General features: G+C 68.8%; 18 protein-coding genes and 1 pseudogene. 11 read left to right on the top strand and 8 right to left on the bottom strand.

What is annotated here, in order from left to right:
• Together AC1D2K_RS11995 and AC1D2K_RS11990 are read right to left on the bottom strand one after the other, a co-directional pair.
• Positions 1-362, bottom strand: a pseudogene (locus AC1D2K_RS11995) (DNA-processing protein DprA); the annotation flags it as partial.
• A gap of 18 nt (positions 363-380) precedes the next feature.
• Positions 381-1,601 carry a LysM peptidoglycan-binding domain-containing protein gene (locus tag AC1D2K_RS11990; protein WP_478089057.1) on the bottom strand — a complete coding sequence of 407 codons (1,221 nt, stop codon included), beginning with the start codon at positions 1,599-1,601 and terminating at the stop codon, positions 381-383.
• 160 nt (positions 1,602-1,761) lie between these two features.
• On the opposite strand from AC1D2K_RS11990, the gene def reads away from it, so the two are divergent.
• From def to AC1D2K_RS11965, 5 genes are all read left to right on the top strand, one after another.
• Positions 1,762-2,295: a peptide deformylase gene (def, locus tag AC1D2K_RS11985; RefSeq protein WP_478089056.1), complete on the top strand. Its 534-nt coding sequence runs from the start codon at positions 1,762-1,764 to the stop codon at positions 2,293-2,295.
• Between the two features lie 2 nt (positions 2,296-2,297).
• On the top strand, positions 2,298-2,786 hold the full coding sequence (locus AC1D2K_RS11980) for a hypothetical protein (protein WP_478089058.1): 489 nt from the start codon (positions 2,298-2,300) through the stop codon (positions 2,784-2,786).
• 154 nt (positions 2,787-2,940) lie between these two features.
• Positions 2,941-3,894 carry a methionyl-tRNA formyltransferase gene (fmt, locus tag AC1D2K_RS11975; protein WP_478089055.1) on the top strand — a complete coding sequence of 318 codons (954 nt, stop codon included), beginning with the start codon at positions 2,941-2,943 and terminating at the stop codon, positions 3,892-3,894.
• A 46-nt stretch (positions 3,895-3,940) separates the two neighbouring features.
• Entirely contained in the window at positions 3,941-4,681 is a 741-nt protein-coding gene (locus AC1D2K_RS11970) for an AzlC family ABC transporter permease (RefSeq protein WP_478089054.1), read from the top strand.
• Positions 4,678-5,025 carry an AzlD domain-containing protein gene (locus AC1D2K_RS11965; protein ID WP_478089053.1) on the top strand — a complete coding sequence of 116 codons (348 nt, stop codon included), beginning with the start codon at positions 4,678-4,680 and terminating at the stop codon, positions 5,023-5,025. Before AC1D2K_RS11970 ends, AC1D2K_RS11965 begins: the two co-directional genes overlap by 4 nt.
• Positions 5,026-5,043: 18 nt before the next feature.
• On the opposite strand, the gene AC1D2K_RS11960 is transcribed toward AC1D2K_RS11965, so the two are convergent.
• From AC1D2K_RS11960 to AC1D2K_RS11935, 6 genes are read right to left on the bottom strand one after another with little or no spacing between them, the layout of a single operon-like run.
• Positions 5,044-6,015: a Bug family tripartite tricarboxylate transporter substrate binding protein gene (locus AC1D2K_RS11960; RefSeq protein ID WP_478089052.1), complete on the bottom strand. Its 972-nt coding sequence runs from the start codon at positions 6,013-6,015 to the stop codon at positions 5,044-5,046.
• 37 nt (positions 6,016-6,052) lie between these two features.
• A complete protein-coding gene (locus AC1D2K_RS11955) occupies positions 6,053-7,012 on the bottom strand; it encodes an MBL fold metallo-hydrolase (protein WP_478089051.1) in 960 nt (319 codons plus the stop codon).
• Entirely contained in the window at positions 7,009-7,227 is a 219-nt protein-coding gene (locus AC1D2K_RS11950; protein WP_478089050.1) for a DUF2783 domain-containing protein, read from the bottom strand. Before AC1D2K_RS11950 ends, AC1D2K_RS11955 begins: the two co-directional genes overlap by 4 nt.
• Before the next feature lie 13 nt (positions 7,228-7,240).
• Complete coding sequence (locus AC1D2K_RS11945) at positions 7,241-8,881, bottom strand: FAD-dependent oxidoreductase (RefSeq protein WP_478089049.1); 1,641 nt, start codon at positions 8,879-8,881, stop codon at positions 7,241-7,243.
• A gap of 26 nt (positions 8,882-8,907) precedes the next feature.
• Positions 8,908-10,029, bottom strand: a complete 1,122-nt coding sequence (locus tag AC1D2K_RS11940) for an alpha/beta hydrolase family protein (RefSeq protein WP_478089048.1) — start codon at positions 10,027-10,029, stop codon at positions 8,908-8,910.
• Positions 10,022-10,573, bottom strand: coding sequence for a VOC family protein (locus tag AC1D2K_RS11935; RefSeq protein ID WP_478089047.1), 552 nt, complete (start codon positions 10,571-10,573; stop codon positions 10,022-10,024). The genes AC1D2K_RS11940 and AC1D2K_RS11935 overlap by 8 nt, the downstream gene beginning before the upstream one ends.
• A gap of 214 nt (positions 10,574-10,787) precedes the next feature.
• Here AC1D2K_RS11935 and AC1D2K_RS11930 point away from each other — a divergent pair, with 214 nt between their 5' ends.
• From AC1D2K_RS11930 to AC1D2K_RS11905, 6 genes are all read left to right on the top strand, one after another.
• Positions 10,788-11,696 (top strand): LysR family transcriptional regulator, encoded by a 909-nt coding sequence (locus AC1D2K_RS11930; protein WP_478089046.1) that lies wholly within the window; start codon positions 10,788-10,790, stop codon positions 11,694-11,696.
• Between the two features lie 65 nt (positions 11,697-11,761).
• Positions 11,762-12,952, top strand: a complete 1,191-nt coding sequence (locus AC1D2K_RS11925) for a phosphoglycerate kinase (RefSeq protein WP_478089045.1) — start codon at positions 11,762-11,764, stop codon at positions 12,950-12,952.
• A gap of 170 nt (positions 12,953-13,122) precedes the next feature.
• Positions 13,123-14,571 carry a pyruvate kinase gene (gene pyk / locus AC1D2K_RS11920; RefSeq protein WP_478089044.1) on the top strand — a complete coding sequence of 483 codons (1,449 nt, stop codon included), beginning with the start codon at positions 13,123-13,125 and terminating at the stop codon, positions 14,569-14,571.
• Positions 14,572-14,780: 209 nt separating this feature from the next.
• On the top strand, positions 14,781-15,845 hold the full coding sequence (gene fba / locus AC1D2K_RS11915) for a class II fructose-bisphosphate aldolase (RefSeq protein WP_478089043.1): 1,065 nt from the start codon (positions 14,781-14,783) through the stop codon (positions 15,843-15,845).
• A gap of 194 nt (positions 15,846-16,039) precedes the next feature.
• On the top strand, positions 16,040-16,945 hold the full coding sequence (locus tag AC1D2K_RS11910) for a phosphoribosylaminoimidazolesuccinocarboxamide synthase (protein ID WP_478089042.1): 906 nt from the start codon (positions 16,040-16,042) through the stop codon (positions 16,943-16,945).
• A 110-nt stretch (positions 16,946-17,055) separates the two neighbouring features.
• Positions 17,056-17,724 carry a helix-turn-helix transcriptional regulator gene (locus tag AC1D2K_RS11905; RefSeq protein WP_478089041.1) on the top strand — a complete coding sequence of 223 codons (669 nt, stop codon included), beginning with the start codon at positions 17,056-17,058 and terminating at the stop codon, positions 17,722-17,724.
• The last annotated feature ends 174 nt before the right edge of the window (positions 17,725-17,898 follow it).

Below are 17,898 nucleotides of genomic sequence, written 5' to 3'. Positions count from 1 at the left end.
AGCTGCGTCAGGTCGAATCCGGATGCGCCGAGCACATACAGCAGCAGCGGCGGGTCGGCGGTGGCGAGCAGCGCGGCCGGGTAGCCCGGGTCGCCCAGGGTCAGCAGGCGTCGCGTGACGCCATGGGCTTCGGTGCCCTGCAGCCATTCGAGCGTCCGCTCGAGCAGGGCGGCCAGCCCGACCGGTTCACGCTGCAATGCCTGCGCCTGGGCGCTGCTTGCGACCTGCTGCAGTGCCGCGTGCGACTGGGCGAAGATCCCGGCAGGCAGGCCGAAGGCCGCGAGCAGCGTGCGGGCGCCGACGTTGCCGATGCCCGGCGTCAGCGAGAGGCGCAACCAGCCCGCAAGTTCGTCGCGTTCCACGCCAAGAGGACGCCCGCGTCAGGGGTTGACCAGCAGGTCGCCGATCCGCGGTGTGTCGTTGATCTCGAGCACCAGGGCGTAGGACGCCTTGTCGAACGGACGGAACACCATCAGCAGGCCGATGCGCTCGTTCGGCAGCTTGACCACGTTCTTGCCGGTGTAGTTGGGAGTGCTCGCGCGGTCGATCATGGTCTCGCCGTTCTTGAGGATGGCGAGCACGTGGCCGGATTCGATGCCGTCCCGGGTGCCCTTGTTGATCACCACCACCTGGTTCTGGGCCGCGAACTGCACCGCGTTGCCGTAGACCGACACGATGCGTCCGTTGACGATCTGTTCCGGCGCGCGCGGCGCATAGCTCAGCAGCTGGCGCTGGGGCTCGGGCAGCAGGCGGTCGCCGGCGCGCATCTCCTCGCGCGCCGCCACGATGTCGATGGTCGCCGGGACCACGTTCACGACTTCCTTGCCCTCGTCGAGCTCGGTCCCGATGGTCTGGCTGCGCTTGAGCTGGGCCTTGCCGAGGTAGGCGGCCTCGTAGCCGAGCAGTTCGCCGGTGGCCGGGTCCTGCAGTGGCGTCGCGTTGCGGAACACGCGAAAGGTCTTGATCGGGCCGGCGACCTCGATCAGCGGCGAATTGGCGTCACCCAGCGCGTAGGCGCGGTCGCCGCGGGCCAGCAGCACGCGGTTGTCGTTGCCGGCGACGATGTGGGGCGCGGTCTTGAGCGTGTCCTCGTCGACGATGATCGGCTCGCTCAGGAACGGCTCGATCAGGCTCGGATTGAGCGTCGGCAGCGCCATGCCGGACATCGATTCGAAGCGGGTTCGCGGCGACAGCTTGATCGTGCCGTCGGCCGCGCCGCCGCGGCGGGTGCTGAGGCGGGCGCGGCCGCCGGTCTTGTCCAGATAGAGCACCTGTCCGGGGTAGATGCGGTGCGGGTTCGAGATCTCGCTGAGGTTCATGCCCCAGAGCTCGGGCCAGCGCCACGGGCTGCGCAGGAACAGGCGCGAAATCGCCCACAGCGTGTCGCCCGGCTTCACCGTGTACTGATCGGGCGCGGTCGGGGCGAGTTCGCTGACCGGAATGCCTGCCTGCGCGGTCTCCTGGGCTACCGCGCGCTGCTGGGGCGTCACCGGATAGCTCTGAGCGAAAGCCGTCGCGGCGCCCATGCCCGCCAAGGCGACAGCCGCCACGGTGGCCAAAAGGCTGGGACGCAGGCTTTCGTTGAGTCGGAGTTTGTTCATGGTTTATGGTGTGCACACACTACGCCACGCAGGATGTACGTATCCTCACAATTTGCAACGAATTTTGCGCTGAAGCCCTTGATAGGGCAACGTATTCGGGACGTTCGCCGGCGCGGCGTCGCGGAAATGGCGAAAATAGCGACAACTTTTCCCCGACTTCATGGCTAAAAGAACCATTTTGAGTTACCCGGACCCGCGCCTGCACACGGTCGCCAAGCCGGTGCAAGGTGTCGACGCGCGCATCAAGACGCTGGTCGCGGACATGCTCGAGACGATGTACGACGCCAACGGCATYGGCCTCGCGGCGACCCAGGTCGACGTCCACGAACGGCTGGTGGTGATCGACGTTTCCGAGGATCGCGACAAGCCGCTGGTGCTGATCAATCCCGAGATCGTCTGGGCCAGCGACGACAAGGTGCTCAACGAAGAGGGCTGTCTCTCGGTGCCGGGCATCTACGACGGCGTCGAGCGCTCCACCGCCGTGCGCGTGACCGCGCTCGATGCCGAGGGCGAACCGCAGACGATCGAGGCCGAGGGCCTGCTGGCGGTCTGCATCCAGCACGAACTCGACCACCTGCAGGGCAAGGTGTTCGTCGAATACCTGTCGCCGCTGAAGCGCAATCGCATCAAGAGCAAGCTGCTCAAGCAGCAGCGCGAAGACCAGAAGCACGATCAGCGCGAAGGACGGCGTTGACCGTGGGGCGCCTGTGGCCCGTGGCGGCGGCGCTGGTTCTGGCGCTCTCCGGTTGCGCGCTCGACCCGACCCGGCTGCCGCTGGGAAGCACTCGCGCCGAGACGCTGCACAAGCTCGGCAACCCGACGGCGACCTATCCGGTGCCCGGCGGCGGTGAGCGGCTCCAGTATTCGCGTGCGCCGGCGGGTTTTGCGGTCAACAACGTCGACCTCGACGCCGGCGGCCGTGTGGTCTCGATCCGCCAGGAACTCGAGGACGGCATGTTCGACATCACCGTCAAGCCCGGCGTCTGGCGTGTGGAGGACGTGCTGCGAAGCTACGGCCGGCCGTTCGAGATTTCGCGCGTCACTTCCTTCGACGGCGACATCTGGGCCTGGCGCTATCAGTCGATGAACACGCCGCGCCTGTTCTACATCTACATCGGTCCGGACGGCGTGGTCGACCGCTATCACACCGCCGACGACCTGCGGCGAGTGATGACCGACCGATGAACGGAAGTGAAACACCCCCGATGCGCCTGCGGCGCCTCCCCCTCGAGGGGGCGATACCAGCGGCCCGGCAAAGCCGGTTCCGCGGTATCTCTGGCATCGGACTGCGCCGGTTTCATGCGTTACGGATCACGCGATCGCGTGGCGACAAGCTGATATGAAAGTCGCATTTGCGGGCACGCCCGAATTCGCCCGCGTCGCGCTCGAGGCGATCGCCGCGGCCGGATTCGAGATCGTGCTGGTCCTGACCCAGCCCGACCGTCCGGCCGGCCGGGGCATGAAGCTGCAGGCCTCGCCGGTCAAGCAGTTCGCGGTCGGCCACGGCTGGCCGGTGGTGCAGCCGCGCAGCCTGCGGCTCGACGGCAAGTACCCGGAGGACGCAGCCGCCGCGCGCGAGGCCATCACCGCGGCACAGGCCGACGTGATGGTGGTCGCCGCCTATGGGCTGATCCTGCCCCAGTGGGTGCTGGATGCACCGCGGCTCGGCTGCCTCAACATCCACGCCAGCCTGTTGCCGCGCTGGCGCGGGGCTGCGCCGATCCACCGGGCGATCGAGGCCGGCGATGCGCAGACCGGCGTCACGATCATGCAGATGGACGCCGGCCTCGACACCGGCGCCATGCTGCTTGGCGAATCCATGGCCGTCGGCGACGACACCACGGCGCGCCTGCACGATCGGCTCGCCGCGCTGGGCGGGTGGCTGATCGTCGATGCGCTGAAGCAGGCCGAGGCCGGCGCGCTGCAGGCCGAGCCGCAGCCCGCCGAAGGCGTGACCTACGCGCACAAGGTCGAGAAGGCCGAGGCGCAGATCGACTGGTCGCTGGACGCTGTCGCGATCGTGCGCCGCGTGCGTGCCTTCGACCCGTTTCCGGGCGCCAGCAGTGTGATCGGCGGCGAAGTCATCAAGCTCTGGGCCGCCCAGGCGCGACCGGGCGCCGCCGCGGCCGCGCCGCCGGGCACGGTGCTGGCGGTCTCGCCCTCGGGCATCGAAGTGGCCGCGAAGGATTCCACCGTCGTGCTCACCGAGCTGCAGCGCGCCGGCGGCAAGCGCCTGCCGGCCGCCGATTTCCTGCGCGGTTTCGAGATCCGTCCCGGCCAGGCCTTCGGCTGATGGATCGCCCCCGCGCTCGGCACTGCGCGTCCTCGCTGCCCGCCTGATGTTTCTTTCCCCAGCGATTCGCCGCCAGCCGGAGTTCCGCCAGGGCATGCGCGACATGTCCTCGGTCGCCGTGGGCATCGGAGCCTGGGGCCTGATGACCGGCGTGGCGATGCTCAAGTCGGGCATGAGCGTGTTCGAGTCGGTCGCGATGACGCTGCTGGTGTACGCCGGCAGCTCGCAGCTCGCGGCCATTCCGCTGCTGATCGCCGGCGCACCGGCCTGGGTGATCCTGGCCACGGGCTTCTGCGTCAACCTGCGCTTCGTGGTCTTCAGCCTGCACCTGCGGCCTTACCTGATGCACATGCCGCGCTGGCGCCGCCTGACCCATGGCTACCTCACGGCCGACATGAGCTATGCGCTGTTCACCCGGAAGTATGTGCAGCCGCCGCTCACGCTCGCCGAGCAGCAGGCCCAGGAGGCGTACCTCACGGGCAACTACTTCGTGACCTGGGCGGCCTGGATGGGCATGAGCCTGCTTGGCATCGGCCTGGCCAACATGATTCCGCAGAGCTGGGGCCTCGGCTTCGCCGGCGTGCTGAGCCTGATCGCGATCGTCTGCTCGATGGCGACCACGCGCCTGCGCCTGCTGGCGGTGCTGATCGCTTCGGCGACCGCGGTCGCGGCCTATGCCCTGCCGCTCAAGCTCAACATCGTGGTCGCCATCGGCGTGGCGGTGCTGGCCTGCTTCTGGCTCGAGAAGCAGCTCGGCTTGGACGCCGATGCGGAGGACGACCAATGAGCGTGGTCTTCGGAGGTACCGATCTCTGGACCCTGGCCGTGATCGTCGGCCTTGCCGGCATCACGGTGCTCACGCGCTGCTTCTTCTTCATCCTTGACCGGCCCTGGGGCCTGCCGGAGTGGGCGCACCGCGCGCTGCACTACGCGCCGGCGGCCGCCCTGGCGGCGGTGATCGCGCCGGAGATCGTCATGTCGCAGGGCCACTTGGTCTCGACCTGGCAGGACGCACGCCTCTATGCCGCCGCGGCCGGCGCCGCCTATTTCTTCTGGCGGCGCGGCGTGCTGGGGACGATGCTGGCCGGGATGGCGGTCTACCTGCCCCTGCACCTGGGCCTGGGCTGGTAGAGCACGTCAACGCTCCGGTCAGTCGAGCTGCACGCCGGCGGTCTTGATGATCTTGCCCCAGCGCTCGCTCTCGGCGCGCGACAGCTTGTAGAAATCCTGCGGCGTTCCGGGCAGCGCCTCGAAGCCGAACTCCGAGAACAGCTTGACCACCTTCGGCGCCTGCATCGCCTTGTTGAGCTCGCTGTTGATGCGGTTGACCGCGTCCGGCGGCATGCCCGCCGGACCGATCAGGCCGTGGAAGGCGTAGGCGTTGACGTCCTTGAAGCCCAGCTCGGCGAAGGTCGGCACCTCGGGCAGGGCGCCGGCGCGCTGCGGCAGCGCGATCGCCAGCACGCGCACCTTGCCGGACTTGATGATCGGCAAGCCCGAGGCCAGGTCCAGCATCATGGTCGGGACCTGCCCGCCCATGATGTCCGTCATGGCGGGCGCGGCACCCTTGTAGGGCACGTGCTGGATGCTGATGCCGGCCTTCTGCTTGAAGAGTTCCATTGCCATGTGGTGCGGCGAGCCGTTGCCGGGCGAGGCGTAGCTCACCTTGTCGGGGTGGGCCTTCACGTAGCTCACGAACTCCGCGACCGTCTTGGCCGGGAAGTCGGGATGGACCACCAGCGCGACCGGGAAACGGCCGATGGTGCCGATGTAGGTGAAATCGTTGGCCGGCTTGTACGGCAGCTTGGCGAACATGTGCTCGTTGAACAGCAGCGCGGCGTTCTCCGCCTGCATGATCGTGTAGCCATCGGGCTTGGCCTGCATCAGGACCGACACGCCGATGTTGGTCGAGGCGCCCGGACGGTTGTCGATCACGATCGGCTGGCCCAGCGAGGGCTGCATCGCTTCGGCCAGCGAGCGCGCCAGGTTGTCGGTGCCGCCGCCGGCGACGTAGGGCACGATCCAGCGCACGGGCTGGCTGGGGTAGGCGCTCTGCGCCGATGCATGACTGGCCACCGCGAGCGTGAAGCCGGCGGCGAGCAGTTGCAGGAATCGTTTCATCGGGTGTGTCTCCGGGGTTGAAAAAAGCAGTCTCGAATCAGCCGCGCAGGGTCTGCCAGAGCGCGCGGTCGCGTTCCGCGGTCCAGACCACCGGATGCTCGATGCCGCGCAGTTCGTCATAGGCGCGCGAGACATCGAAAGGCAGCACGTGCTGGAACACCGGCCAGTCGCCGAAGCGCGGCTTCATCGCCGCTTCGGCGCGCTCGAAGCAGGCGCGCAGGCCCTCGCCCGCCTCGAGGCCGGCGCGCACGCTGGCGAGCAGGGTCGACAGGAAGGCCTGGGTCAGCGCGATCGCTTCCGCGCAGGCCGGCGCGCCCTGCAGCACGGCGCCGCGGCCCGGCACCAGGACGCGGGGCTCGAGCGCGGCGACCGCATCGAGCGTGCCCGCCCAGTCCTGGATGTAGGCGTCGCCGGCATACACGCCGCAGCGGTTCTCCACCACGTCGCCCGAGAACAGCACGCCGCAGTCGGGCAGCCAGGCCACCGTGTCGCCGCCCGAATGGCCGCGGCCCAGGCACATCAGGCGCACTTCGCGCTGGCCGAGCCAGAGGCTCATCTCGCGCTCGAAGCTGAGGGTCGGCATGGTGAGGCCGGGGATCTCCTCGACGCCCGCGAACAGGCGCGGAAAGCGCCCGACCTCGGACTCGAAATCGGCCTGCCCGCGCTCGCGCACCCAGTCCAGCGTGCCCTGGCTCGCGACGATGGCCTGCACCTCGTCGAAGGCGCTCGCGCCCATCACGCGCACCGCGTGGTAGTGCGTCAGCACGATGGCCTTGATCGGCTTGTCGGTGACGCTGCGGATGTCGGCCAGGAAATCGCGCGCCATGCGCGGCGTCGGGCGGGTGTCGATCAGCACGACGTGCTCGTCGCCGACGATGAAGCCGCAGTTGGGGTCGAAGTCGCTGATGTAGCCGTACACGCCGGGTGCGAGTTCGCGCAGCTGCGGTTTCTGTTCCCGGGTGTCGGAGGCGGAGGCGAAGGAGACGGGAGCGTTCATGCGGGGCTTCGGGTCGTGGTTTCGGAAGGCGGACCGCTCTCGCGGGCGGCGGCGATGCAGTCGAGCAGCACGGCCTGGTCGCCGCACTGGTTGGCCAGCAGCAGCACGAGGCGGGCGTTGTAGTCGGCGCTCTGTGCCTCGCTCAGGCCCTCGTGGGCAGCGACCCACGCCGCATAGAAGCCGTCGGGATCGGGGATGTGGGGTTCGGTGATCATGGGGTCCTTCGGTTCAGCCATGGGCCAGCGCGGTGTGCACGGCGGCCGCGACCGAGGCCGGGGTGGGGTCGCGCAGCAGCGCCGCGCGGTAGGCGTCCGGGCGCACCAGGCAGAGGCTGCCGGGGGCAGCGATGCCGAGCTGCCGCGCCAGCGTGTCGTCGGGTTGCAGCGTGTCGAGGCCGGTGGCGCCGCCGACGGCGACCAGCCGCAGCGGCAGCGATGCCGCGACGTCGGCCAGGGCTTCGGCTTGGGCACGGGTCGGTGCGAACCACAGGCCCAGGCACTGCGTGCCCTCGGCGAGCAACTGCATCAGCGTGGTCGGCCTGCCGTCGGCGTGCCGCAGCGGCAGGTTCTGCACGCTGCGTGCGCCGTCGGGCAGGTGCGGCGCCGCGGGGTAGTCGTTGGCGACCGACATGCGGCCGGTGTTGACGAGGCCGCGGGCGAAGGCATGGCGCGACGCCAGCGCCACGACAGCGCGCCGCAGCGTGTGCTCGGCCGGCGTGCGGGGCGCGAGGAAGCGGGCCGACCGGCTGGTGACGCGCAGGTTCTCCGTGGCGGCCGGGCGGCGCTCCGCATCGTAGCTGTCGAGGAGCCCGTCGCCGGCCTGGCCCTGCGCCACCAGCGCCAGCTTCCAGCCGAGGTTGGCCGCATCCTGGATGCCGCTGTTGCCGCCGCGGGCGCCGAAGGGGCTCACGACATGGGCCGAATCGCCGATGAACAGGATGCGGCCGTGCCGGAAGCTGTCGAGCAGGTGGTCGCGGTAGCCGTACGGCCCGATCCAGACGAATTCGAACTCGACGCCGGGGCCGAGCTGCTCGCGCAGCCGCGCGCCGGCGACCTCGGGCCTGCTGATGTGGGCCGTGTCGCAATCCTCGGGCATCTGGTAGTCGATGCGCCAGACGCCATCGCCCATCAGGTGCTGCCAGACCGCGCGGCCCTCGTTGAAGGGCGCATCGACCCAGGTCCAGCGCYCCGTCGGCAGCGGTTTCTTGAAGCGCACGTCGCTGATGCACCAGCGGTCGGTACTGCGCGACGGGTGGGCGTCGATGCCGAGCTGGGTGCGGATCGGGCTGTTGGCCCCCGTGGCGTCGATCAGGTGGTCGGCTTCGATCGTGTAGCTGCCGGCCGGGGTTTCCACCGCCACGCGAACGCTGCCATCGAGCGGCGTGACGTGCGTCACGCGGTTCTTCCAGCGCAGGTCGGTGAGGCCCAGTTCGAGGATGCGGTCGACCAGGAACCACTCGACGTAGAACTGCTGCAGGTTGATGAAGGGCGGCTGCACCGAGACGCTGTCGGTCTTCAGGTTGAAGTTGTAGACCTCCTGTTCGTCGGAGAAGGTGCGGCCGAAGGACCAGGTGATGCCCTTGTCCGCGATGCGCTCGTAGATGCCGAGCCGCTCGAAGATCTCCAGGCTCTTCTGCGCGTAGCAGATGCCGCGCGACGAGGCGCCGCGCACGCCGACCGTGTCGTCCTCGTCGAGCAGCACCGCGCGCACGCCGCGGCGGGCGAGGTCGCACGCCAGGGTCAGGCCCGCGGGACCGGCGCCGACGATGACGATCGGATGGCGCACGACCGCGTCGCTGCCGAGCTCGGGCGGTGGCACGAAGGGCCAGCTGGGCAGTTCGTACGCGGGTGCGAAGCTGTAGCTTTCCATCGGGGTGTTCGGGGTGTTCGGGGCGTTCACAGCGCGTGCGCCCAGTCGGCGATCGCGTCGGCCGCACGCGGCACCAGCGCCGGCTGGCCCGCGAGGTAGTGGTTGCCGCCGACGATGTCGAAGTTGCGGATGCGCGCACCGCCCGCTGTCATCCAGGCCTCGCGGGTGCTCGGGAAGGTGGACTGGTCGCCGGTGTAGGTGAGCAGCAGCTTGGGCACCGTGGTGCGCGCGAGATTCGACGGGCCATCGGCCTGGGAGCGCGAGGACCATTGCGACAGGAAGGCGGTCAGCGAGGTGGTCCGGCCCATCGCGTTGGCCGAGTAGTTCACCTGCCGCGCATCGCCCCACACGCTGCCGGGTGCGCGGTCGTTGGCGTCGATCGAGAGGTCCACGCAGCGCGGATCCGCATGCGTGCGGTAGACCACGAAGGCCTGGTCGCGCGGCGCGCCGGGCGTGCTGCGCAGCACGCGCAGCCGTTCCAGCGCCCAGCCCTCGATGCGGTCGAGCCGCGCCTTTTGCGCCGCGCTGAAGCGGGCGAGGAACTCGGCGCTGTACGGCAGCGCATGGCGCGGGTCGTACATGTCGAGCGCCGGGTCCACCGACAGCGGGTCGGGTTCGTCGATGACCGAGGGGTCGATCCAGTCCCGCATCAGCTTCGAGCGGCCCTGGTGCGCGGCGCACAGCGCGATGCCGTCCACCGGCGGCAGGTCGTCCGGATGCAGGTGGGTCGGATCGCCATCGGCGAAGTGGTGCGCCGTGAGCTGCTCGGCCTGTGCCTGGTAGAAGCTGGCCAGCGCGGCGCCGCCCGAGTTGCCGATCAGAACGACCTTCTCGTAGCCGGCTGCGCGCAGGAACTGCACGCCGGCGCCCAGGTCCTGGATCGCGCGCTCCATCAGCAGCACCGTGTCGTTGCCCATGTAGCGCGAGTTCAGGCCCATGCAGCAGATGCCGCGCTCGGCCAGCGGGCCGATCAGGTAGTGGCCCATGAAGTTGCTGGTCGGATGCATCACGATGGCCGCGAGCTTCTTCGGCCCGGCCGGTGCCCGGTACGCGCCGTAGATGCGCGGGCGCAGCATCTGCAGGCCCGACTGGCTCTCGAGCGAGGCGCCCGGCTTGACGTCGATGACCGCAAGTTGCAGCTCAGCCATGGGCCGCCTTTCCCGCGGCCGCGGCGGCGAGCAACCCGGCCTTGCGCAGCGTCCAGGCGTCGAGTTCGGCCCGGGCGTTGAGCGCATGCGCATCCATCTCGGCCTGCGGCACCGTCGGCGTGGTGAGCTCCACGCGGATGCCGTTCGGGTCGAAGAAGTAGATCGATTCGATGATGTGGTGGTCGGTCAGGCCCAGCACCTCGACGCCGGCCGCTTCGAGCCGGGCCTTGGCCGCCCGCAGCTCGGCCACGGAGTCGACGCGCAGCGCGATGTGGTTGACCCAGGCCGGCGTATTGGGCGAAGGCAGCGCCGCCACGTTGTCGCCGAGGTCGAAGAAGGCGATGTACGAGCCGTCGCGCATCTGGAAGAAGATGTGGACGTAGGGGCAGTACTCGCCGGTGCTCGGCACGTGGTCGCTCTTGATCACGTGCGCCAGCGGCAGGCCCAGCAGGTCTTCGTAGAAGCGGCGCGTTTCCTCGCTGTCGCGGCAGCGCCAGGCGAAGTGGTGCAGGCCGCGAACGGGCGGGGGCGGCGGGAGGGCCATGGTCTGTCTCTCTAGTCAGTTGAGGACAGAGCAAAAACTGCTGCGCAGTTTCTTGGTCTGTCCCGCAAGGTCTCAGCAGGTCGAGGACAGAGCAAAAACTGCTGCGCAGTTTCTTGGTCTGTCCCGCAAGGTCTCAAAAGGCTCGGAGCGGATTGGGCCGCCGATCTTCTTATGATTCAATCGAAATAAATTCATTGATTGATGAACTGAGGCCATGAATCTGACGCTGCGCCAGTTGCGCGCCTTCGCTGCCGTGGCCGAGACCGGCAGCTTCACCGCGGCTGCCGCGACCCTGCACCTGACCCAGTCGGCGCTGAGCGTGCTGGTGCGCGAGCTCGAGCGCGAGATGGGCGTGCAGCTGTTCGACCGGCACACGCGGCGGGTTCTGCTGTCCGAGGCCGGGCGCGAGTTCCAGCCCTCGGTGCAGCGGCTGCTGGCCGACCTGGCGGGCGCGGTGGCCGGCGTGACCGACCTGCGTGACAAGAAGAAGGGCGTGCTGCGGCTCGCGGCGCCGCAGCTGATGGCCTGTACGCTGATGCCGCGCGTCATCGCGGCCTACCGCGCGCGGCACCCGGACATCGACGTGCGGCTGACCGACACGCTGCCCGAGCACCTGCTGGACGGGCTGCTGTCGGGCGAGGTGGAACTCGCGGTCGGGCAGGACGTGGCCGTGGACGCCGCGATCGAGCGCCGCACGCTGTTCCGCGACCGCCACTGGCTGATCTGCCCGCCCGGCCACGCCTTCGCGCGCCGCCGCAAGGTGCGCTGGGCCGAACTCGGGCCCTACACCTTCATCGCGCCGACGCGCGACTTCCGCCAGCGCGTGCTGCCCGAGCTCGACGCCGCAGGCCGCGAACTGATGCTGCGCGCCACCACCCAGGAGGTGTCCTACATGACGACCGCGCTCGGCATGGTGGCCTCGGGGCTGGGGCTCACGGTGTGCCCGACCTATTCGGCGTCGCTGGTGCGCGCCCACGGGCTGCAGATGGTGCGGCTGGAGCAGCCGGATTTCCACCGCGAGGTCTGCGTCTACGGGGCGTCGAAGCGCTCGCTCTCGCCCGCGGCGGCGAGCTTCGTGCAGCTGCTCGAGCAGTTCGTGCGCGAGCCGGGCCTCGCCGGCTGACACCTGAAACCTACAATGGGCGCTGCCCTCGAGGCTCTCCTCATTCGCTTTCAAATCGTCTATCCATGAACGTCCTTCGATTCACCGACCTCTGTGCGCAAGGCAAAGTCGCCGGCCAGCGCGTCTTCATCCGAGCCGACCTCAACGTGCCGCAGGACGACAGCGGCCGCATCACCGAGGACACGCGCATCCGCGCCTCGGTGCCCTGCATCCGGCAGGCGCTCGACGCCGGCGCGGCGGTGATGGTCACCTCGCACCTCGGCCGGCCGACCGAAGGCCAGTTCAAGCCCGCCGATTCGCTGGCGCCGGTCGCGGCCCGCCTCGGCGAGCTGCTGGGCCGCGAGGTGCCGCTGGTGTCCGACTGGGTCGACGGCGTCCAGGTGGCGCCGGGCCAGGTCGTGCTGCTCGAGAACTGCCGCCTCAACAAGGGCGAGAAGAAGAACGACGAGACGCTGGCGCGCAAGCTGGCCGCGCTGACCGACATCTACGTCAACGACGCCTTCGGCACCGCGCACCGCGCCGAGGCCACCACCTACGGCATCGCGCAATACGCCAAGGTGGCCTGCGCCGGGCCCCTGCTGGCGGCCGAGATCGACGCCATCACCAAGGCGCTGGCGCAACCGTCGCGCCCGCTGGTGGCGATCGTCGCGGGTTCCAAGGTCAGCACCAAGCTCACCATCCTCGAGAGCCTGGCGGCCAAGGTCGACCAGCTGATCGTGGGCGGCGGCATCGCCAACACCTTCATGCTGGCCGCAGGGCTGTCGATCGGCAAGTCGCTGGCCGAGCCCGACCTGCTCGACCAGGCCAAGGCGGTGATCGAGGCCATGCGCGCGCGTGGCGCCGCGGTGCCGATCCCGGTCGACGTGGTCACGGCCAAGACCTTCGCGGCCGATGCCGCGGCGACCGTGAAGGACGCCAGCGAGGTCGCCGACGACGACCTGATCCTGGACATCGGCCCGAAGACCGCCGCACTGCTTGCGGCGCAGCTGCGCGAGGCCGGCACCATCGTCTGGAACGGCCCGGTGGGCGTGTTCGAGTTCGATGCCTTCGCCAACGGCACCAAGACCATCGCCCACGCCATCGCCGAGAGCCCTGCCTTCTCGATCGCCGGCGGCGGCGACACGCTGGCCGCGATCGCCAAGTACGGCATCGAGGACAAGGTCGGCTACATCTCCACCGGCGGCGGTGCCTTCCTGGAAGTGCTGGAAGGCAAGACCCTGCCGGCCTTCGAGATCCTGGCGAAGCGGGCTGGATAGGCTCGCCCCCAGGTTGGGCTCACTTCGTGTAGCCCGCCCACCCCCGACCGGGGGCAACACCAGCGGCCCGGCAAAGCCGGTTCCGCGGTGTTCCTGGAAGGAGCGGTTCAATAGTTCTGGCTGTTGACGAGCAAAGTGTATACAGTGTCGAATACAAACCGGAGACCTGAATGAGCACGCCCCGCCTGCCCCGCCACGCCACCAAGATCGTCGCCACCCTCGGGCCCGCATCCAACACGCTCGAGCTGCTCGAGCAGATGATCCTCTACAAGGTCAGCGTGGTGCGGCTCAACTTCAGCCATGGCACGGCACAGGACCACATCAACCGCGCCGCGATGGTGCGCGAGGCAGCGCGCCGCAGCGGCCGCGAGGTGGCGATCATGGCCGACCTGCAGGGCCCGAAGATCCGGGTCGGCAAGTTCGCCGAGGGCAAGATCTGGCTGGAGCCCGGCGCCAAGTTCGTTCTTGACGCCTCGCGCACCGAGCCCGGCGACGTCGACGCCGTCGGCCTCGACTACAAGGACCTGCCGCGCGACGTCAAGCCCGGCGACAGCCTGCTGCTGAACGACGGCCTGATCGTGCTGACGGTCGATGCGGTCAAGGGCGACGCAGTCCACACCACGGTGCGCCTGGGCGGCGAGCTGTCCAACAACAAGGGCATCAACAAGCAGGGCGGCGGGCTGACCGCGCCGGCGCTGACCGCCAAGGACATGGAGGACATCAAGACCGCGATGAGCTTCCAGGCCGACTATGTGGCGGTGAGCTTCCCGAAGAACGCCACCGACATGGAAATGGCGCGCCAGCTGTGCAACGTGGCGGCGGCCGAGTTCGGCCACAAGCCCGGGATGATCGCCAAGATCGAGCGTGCCGAGGCGATCCCCAGGCTGGAAGAGATCCTGCGCGCCAGCGACGGCATCATGGTGGCGCGCGGCGACCTCGCGGTGGAGGTCGGCAACGCCGCCGTGCCGGCGCTGCAGAAGAAGATGATCCGCATGGCGCGCGAGATGGACCGGGTGGTCATCACCGCCACCCAGATGATGGAGTCGATGATCACCAACCCGGTGCCCACGCGCGCCGAGGTCAGCGACGTCGCCAACGCGGTGCTCGACGGCACCGACGCCGTGATGCTCTCGGCCGAGACCGCCTCGGGCCGCTACCCGCTCGAGACCGTGCAGGAGATGAGCCGGATCTGCGAGGCCGCCGAGGCCGCCGAGGATCTACAGCTCGACGCCGATTTCAGCGGCAAGAACTACACCCGCATCGACCAGTCGATCGCGATGGGCGCGCTCTTCACTGCACACCATCTCGGTGCCAAGGCGATCGTCGCGCTGACCGAGTCGGGTTCCACGCCGCTGTGGATGAGCCGGCATCGCGCCCACATCCCGATGTATGCGCTGACTTCTCGGCTGTCGACGCAGCGCAAGATGGCGCTCTACCGCAACGTGCGGCCGCTCTTGATGGATTCGGAGAGCGACCGCGACACCGCGCTCGAGCAGGCCGAGGCCCACCTCAAGAAGCGCGGCATCGTGCAGACCGGGGACGTCTACGCGATCACCTGCGGCGAGCCGATGGGGGCGCCGGGCGGCACCAACATGCTCAAGATCTGCAGAGTGCGTTAAAGCTCGCCCCCAGGTTGCCCGGCACTTCGTGTCCGGGCGCCCACCCCCTACCGGGGGCAACACCAGCGGCCCGGCAAAGCCGGTTCCGCGGTGTTTCACCGACGGGCCTGGCTGCGCCGGCCGGGGGCCGACCTGGGGCGAGCAACACCCTCGGTAGAATCAGGCGAGTTCTTTCGTCTTCATCCCTAGATCCCCGCGAGGTATTTCCAATGGCACTCGTCTCGATGCGCGAACTGCTCGACCACGCCGCCGCCAACGGCTACGGCATTCCGGCATTCAACGTCAACAACCTCGAACAGGTGCAAGCCGTGATGGAGGCCGCCAAGGAAGTCGGCGCGCCGGTCATCCTGCAAGCCAGCGCCGGCGCGCGCAAGTACGCGGGCGAAGCCTTCATCAAGCACCTGATCCAGGCCGCCATCGAGGCCTATCCCACCGTGCCCCTGGTGATGCACCAGGACCACGGCCAGAGCCCGGACGTCTGCCGGGGCGCGATCGACCTCGGCTTCAGCTCGGTGATGATGGACGGCTCGCTCGAGGCCGACGGCAAGACCATCGCCAGCTACGACTACAACGTCGAGGTCACCCGCAAGGTGGCCGACATGGCGCACAAGGTCGGCGTCACCGTGGAAGGCGAGCTCGGCTGCCTCGGCTCGCTCGAGACCATGAAGGGCGACAAGGAAGACGGCCACGGCACCGACGACACCATGACCCGCGAGCAACTGCTGACCGACCCGGAGCAGGCCGCCGACTTCGTCAAGCGCACCCAGATCGACGCCCTGGCGATCGCCATCGGCACCAGCCACGGCGCCTACAAGTTCACCCGCGAACCCACGGGCGACATCCTGGCGATCGACCGCATCAAGGAAATCCACCGCCGCATCCCGAACACCCACCTGGTGATGCACGGCTCCTCGAGCGTGCCGCAGGAGCTGCTGGCCATCATCCGCCAGTACGGCGGCAACATGAAGGAAACCTACGGCGTGCCGGTCAAGGAAATCCAGGAAGCCATCAAGCACGGCGTGCGCAAGATCAACATCGACACCGACATCCGGCTGGCGATGACCGGCGCGGTGCGCAAGTTCCTGGTCGAGAACCCCGAGAAGTTCGACGCCCGCGAATGGCTCAAGCCGGCGCGCGAAGCCGCCCGCCTGATCTGCAAGCAGCGCTACCTCGAGTTCGGCTGCGAAGGCCAGGCCCCGAAGATCAAGGGCGACACCCTGCAGGTGGTCGCCGCCAAGTACGCCAAGGGCGAACTGGCGCAAGAAGTCATTTAGGCTCACCCCCAGGTCGCGCGCACTTCGTGTCGCGCTCCCACCCCCTCTCCGGGGGCAACCCCAGCGGCCCGGCCAAGCCGGTTTCCGCGGGGTTTCCCGAACGGGCCTCGCTGCGCTGGCCGGTTTGTTTCGCGCGGCCCGCGCCGCGCGCACAATCTCCGAAGTTCTCCGCACCGCCCCACTTCCCATTCGCCATGACCACCGTCCATACCTCCTCCATCAAGAGCCTTCCGCTGCTCGCGCGCGGCAAGGTGCGCGACAACTATGCGGTCGGCAACGACCGCATCCTGATGGTCGCGAGCGATCGCCTTTCCGCCTTCGACGTGATCATGGGAGAGCCGATTCCGGGCAAGGGCGTGATCCTGACGCAGATGGCGCTGTGGTGGTTCGAGCGGCTCGGCCACCTGTGCCCCAACCATCTGACCGGCGACGCGCCCGAAAGCGTGGTGACGCCGGACGAGGTGCCCCAGGTCCAGGGCCGCTCGATGCTGGTCAAGCGCCTGACGCCGATTCCGGTCGAGGCGGTGGTCCGCGGCTACCTGGCGGGCAGCGGCTGGAAGGAATACCAGGAGAATCGGGCCGTCTGCGGCGTTCCGCTGCCCGAGGGGCTGACCAACGCCAGCAAGCTGCCGCTGCCGATCTTCACGCCCGCGGCCAAGGCGGCGGCCGGGGCGCACGACGAGAACATCAGCTACGACAAGGTGGTCGAGGTGGTCGGCCCGACGCTGGCGCAGCAGATCCGCGAGACCAGCATCGCGATCTACGAGACGGCGGCGGCGATCGCGCTGACCAAGGGCATGATCATTGCCGACACCAAGTTCGAGTTCGGTCTCGACGAGGCCGGCACGCTGGTGCTGATGGACGAGGTGCTGACCCCCGACAGCTCGCGCTACTGGCCGGTCGAAGGCTACGAGGCGGCGCTGGCCAGCGGCGCCAATCCGCCGAGCTACGACAAGCAGTTCGTGCGCGACTGGCTCGAGGCCACCAAGATCAACGGCAAGCGTTGGGACAAGACGCCGCCGGCGCCGCGCCTGCCGGCCGAGGTGATCGAGAAGACCGCGGCGAAATACCGCGAAGCCCTGCAACGGCTGACCGGCTGACCCCCCGGCGCTGGAATGTAAATAGATCACAAAAGCGGCGGCAATAGTCACCGCACGACAGGGCCTCCATCTTCCAAACTGCTCTCATCCCCCCAGATGAGGAGAGCAGCATGGAAACGGCAGTTGATTTTCGGATTCATTTCCTCCAGGAACCGAGTCGCACCGTCACGGCCACCCCGCCGGACGCGCTGCAGGCCGGCATGCTGGCGCGCGTGCTCGACGAGATCGACCATGGCCTGCTGCTGGTGGACCTGACCGGTCGCATCCTGCATGCCAACTATCCGGCCCGGCGCGAACTGTCGGCGGCGCGCGCGCTGCACAGTGCCGAGGGCATGCTGTGCGCCGCCAGCCCCGCCTCGCAGGCGAAGATCCGCCAGGCCCTCAAGGACGCCGAGCGCGACTGCCGCGGCATCGTCGAGCTCGACCATGGGGCCGACGGGCTCTCGCTGGCGTTCGTCCCGCTGGCCGCGGTGCACGGCAGCGGCACCGTCGATACGGTGCTGGTCATCTGCAGCCGCCAGCCCGGCTGCGAAATGCTCACGATGCAGATGTTCGCCCGGGCCAAGCACCTGACGCGGGCCGAGCAGAACGTGCTGACCCGGCTCTGCGACGGTCATCGCGCGGAGGAAATCGCCTGCCTCGAAGGCATCTGCATGTCCACCGTGCGCACCCACATCAAGAACGTGCGCCAGAAGACCGGCAGCAACAGCATCCGCGAGGTGGTCCACCGTGTGTCGCGGATGCCGCAGATCGTGTCCGCGCTGCGGCTTATCGACTGACGGCTGCGCAACAGGCCGCGCGCGGACTGCGCGCGACCTTATATTCCACGGATGTTCGCCGCATCCGGTCTCGACCCCGTCGCGCTCCCGCCCGCGCTGCAGGAACTCGCCCTGCGCGGGGTGCAGCGCCGCTACCGCACGCGTTCGCTGCTGATCGAGGAGGGCGAGGAAGGC

It is taken from the genome of Variovorax sp. P1_H12_2, from assembly GCF_056405335.1.
The sequence above is the reverse complement of the archived record's forward strand: the minus strand, read 5'-3'. Positions and strand labels throughout refer to the sequence as shown.

Excerpts from the sequence above, each read along its gene's own strand:
- AC1D2K_RS11950 (WP_478089050.1), bottom strand. The coding sequence starts at position 7,227 with ATGATCACCGAACCCCACATCCCCGATCCCGACGGCTTCTATGCGGCG.
- AC1D2K_RS11990 (WP_478089057.1), bottom strand. The coding sequence starts at position 1,601 with ATGAACAAACTCCGACTCAACGAAAGCCTGCGTCCCAGCCTTTTGGCC.
- pyk (WP_478089044.1), top strand. The coding sequence starts at position 13,123 with ATGAGCACGCCCCGCCTGCCCCGCCACGCCACCAAGATCGTCGCCACC.
- AC1D2K_RS11970 (WP_478089054.1), top strand. The coding sequence starts at position 3,941 with ATGTTTCTTTCCCCAGCGATTCGCCGCCAGCCGGAGTTCCGCCAGGGC.
- AC1D2K_RS11910 (WP_478089042.1), top strand. The coding sequence starts at position 16,040 with ATGACCACCGTCCATACCTCCTCCATCAAGAGCCTTCCGCTGCTCGCG.
- AC1D2K_RS11925 (WP_478089045.1), top strand. The coding sequence starts at position 11,762 with ATGAACGTCCTTCGATTCACCGACCTCTGTGCGCAAGGCAAAGTCGCC.
- fba (WP_478089043.1), top strand. The coding sequence starts at position 14,781 with ATGGCACTCGTCTCGATGCGCGAACTGCTCGACCACGCCGCCGCCAAC.
- AC1D2K_RS11905 (WP_478089041.1), top strand. The coding sequence starts at position 17,056 with ATGGAAACGGCAGTTGATTTTCGGATTCATTTCCTCCAGGAACCGAGT.
- AC1D2K_RS11965 (WP_478089053.1), top strand. The coding sequence starts at position 4,678 with ATGAGCGTGGTCTTCGGAGGTACCGATCTCTGGACCCTGGCCGTGATC.
- AC1D2K_RS11940 (WP_478089048.1), bottom strand. The coding sequence starts at position 10,029 with ATGGCTGAGCTGCAACTTGCGGTCATCGACGTCAAGCCGGGCGCCTCG.
- AC1D2K_RS11935 (WP_478089047.1), bottom strand. The coding sequence starts at position 10,573 with ATGGCCCTCCCGCCGCCCCCGCCCGTTCGCGGCCTGCACCACTTCGCC.
- AC1D2K_RS11930 (WP_478089046.1), top strand. The coding sequence starts at position 10,788 with ATGAATCTGACGCTGCGCCAGTTGCGCGCCTTCGCTGCCGTGGCCGAG.
- AC1D2K_RS11960 (WP_478089052.1), bottom strand. The coding sequence starts at position 6,015 with ATGAAACGATTCCTGCAACTGCTCGCCGCCGGCTTCACGCTCGCGGTG.
- fmt (WP_478089055.1), top strand. The coding sequence starts at position 2,941 with ATGAAAGTCGCATTTGCGGGCACGCCCGAATTCGCCCGCGTCGCGCTC.
- AC1D2K_RS11955 (WP_478089051.1), bottom strand. The coding sequence starts at position 7,012 with ATGAACGCTCCCGTCTCCTTCGCCTCCGCCTCCGACACCCGGGAACAG.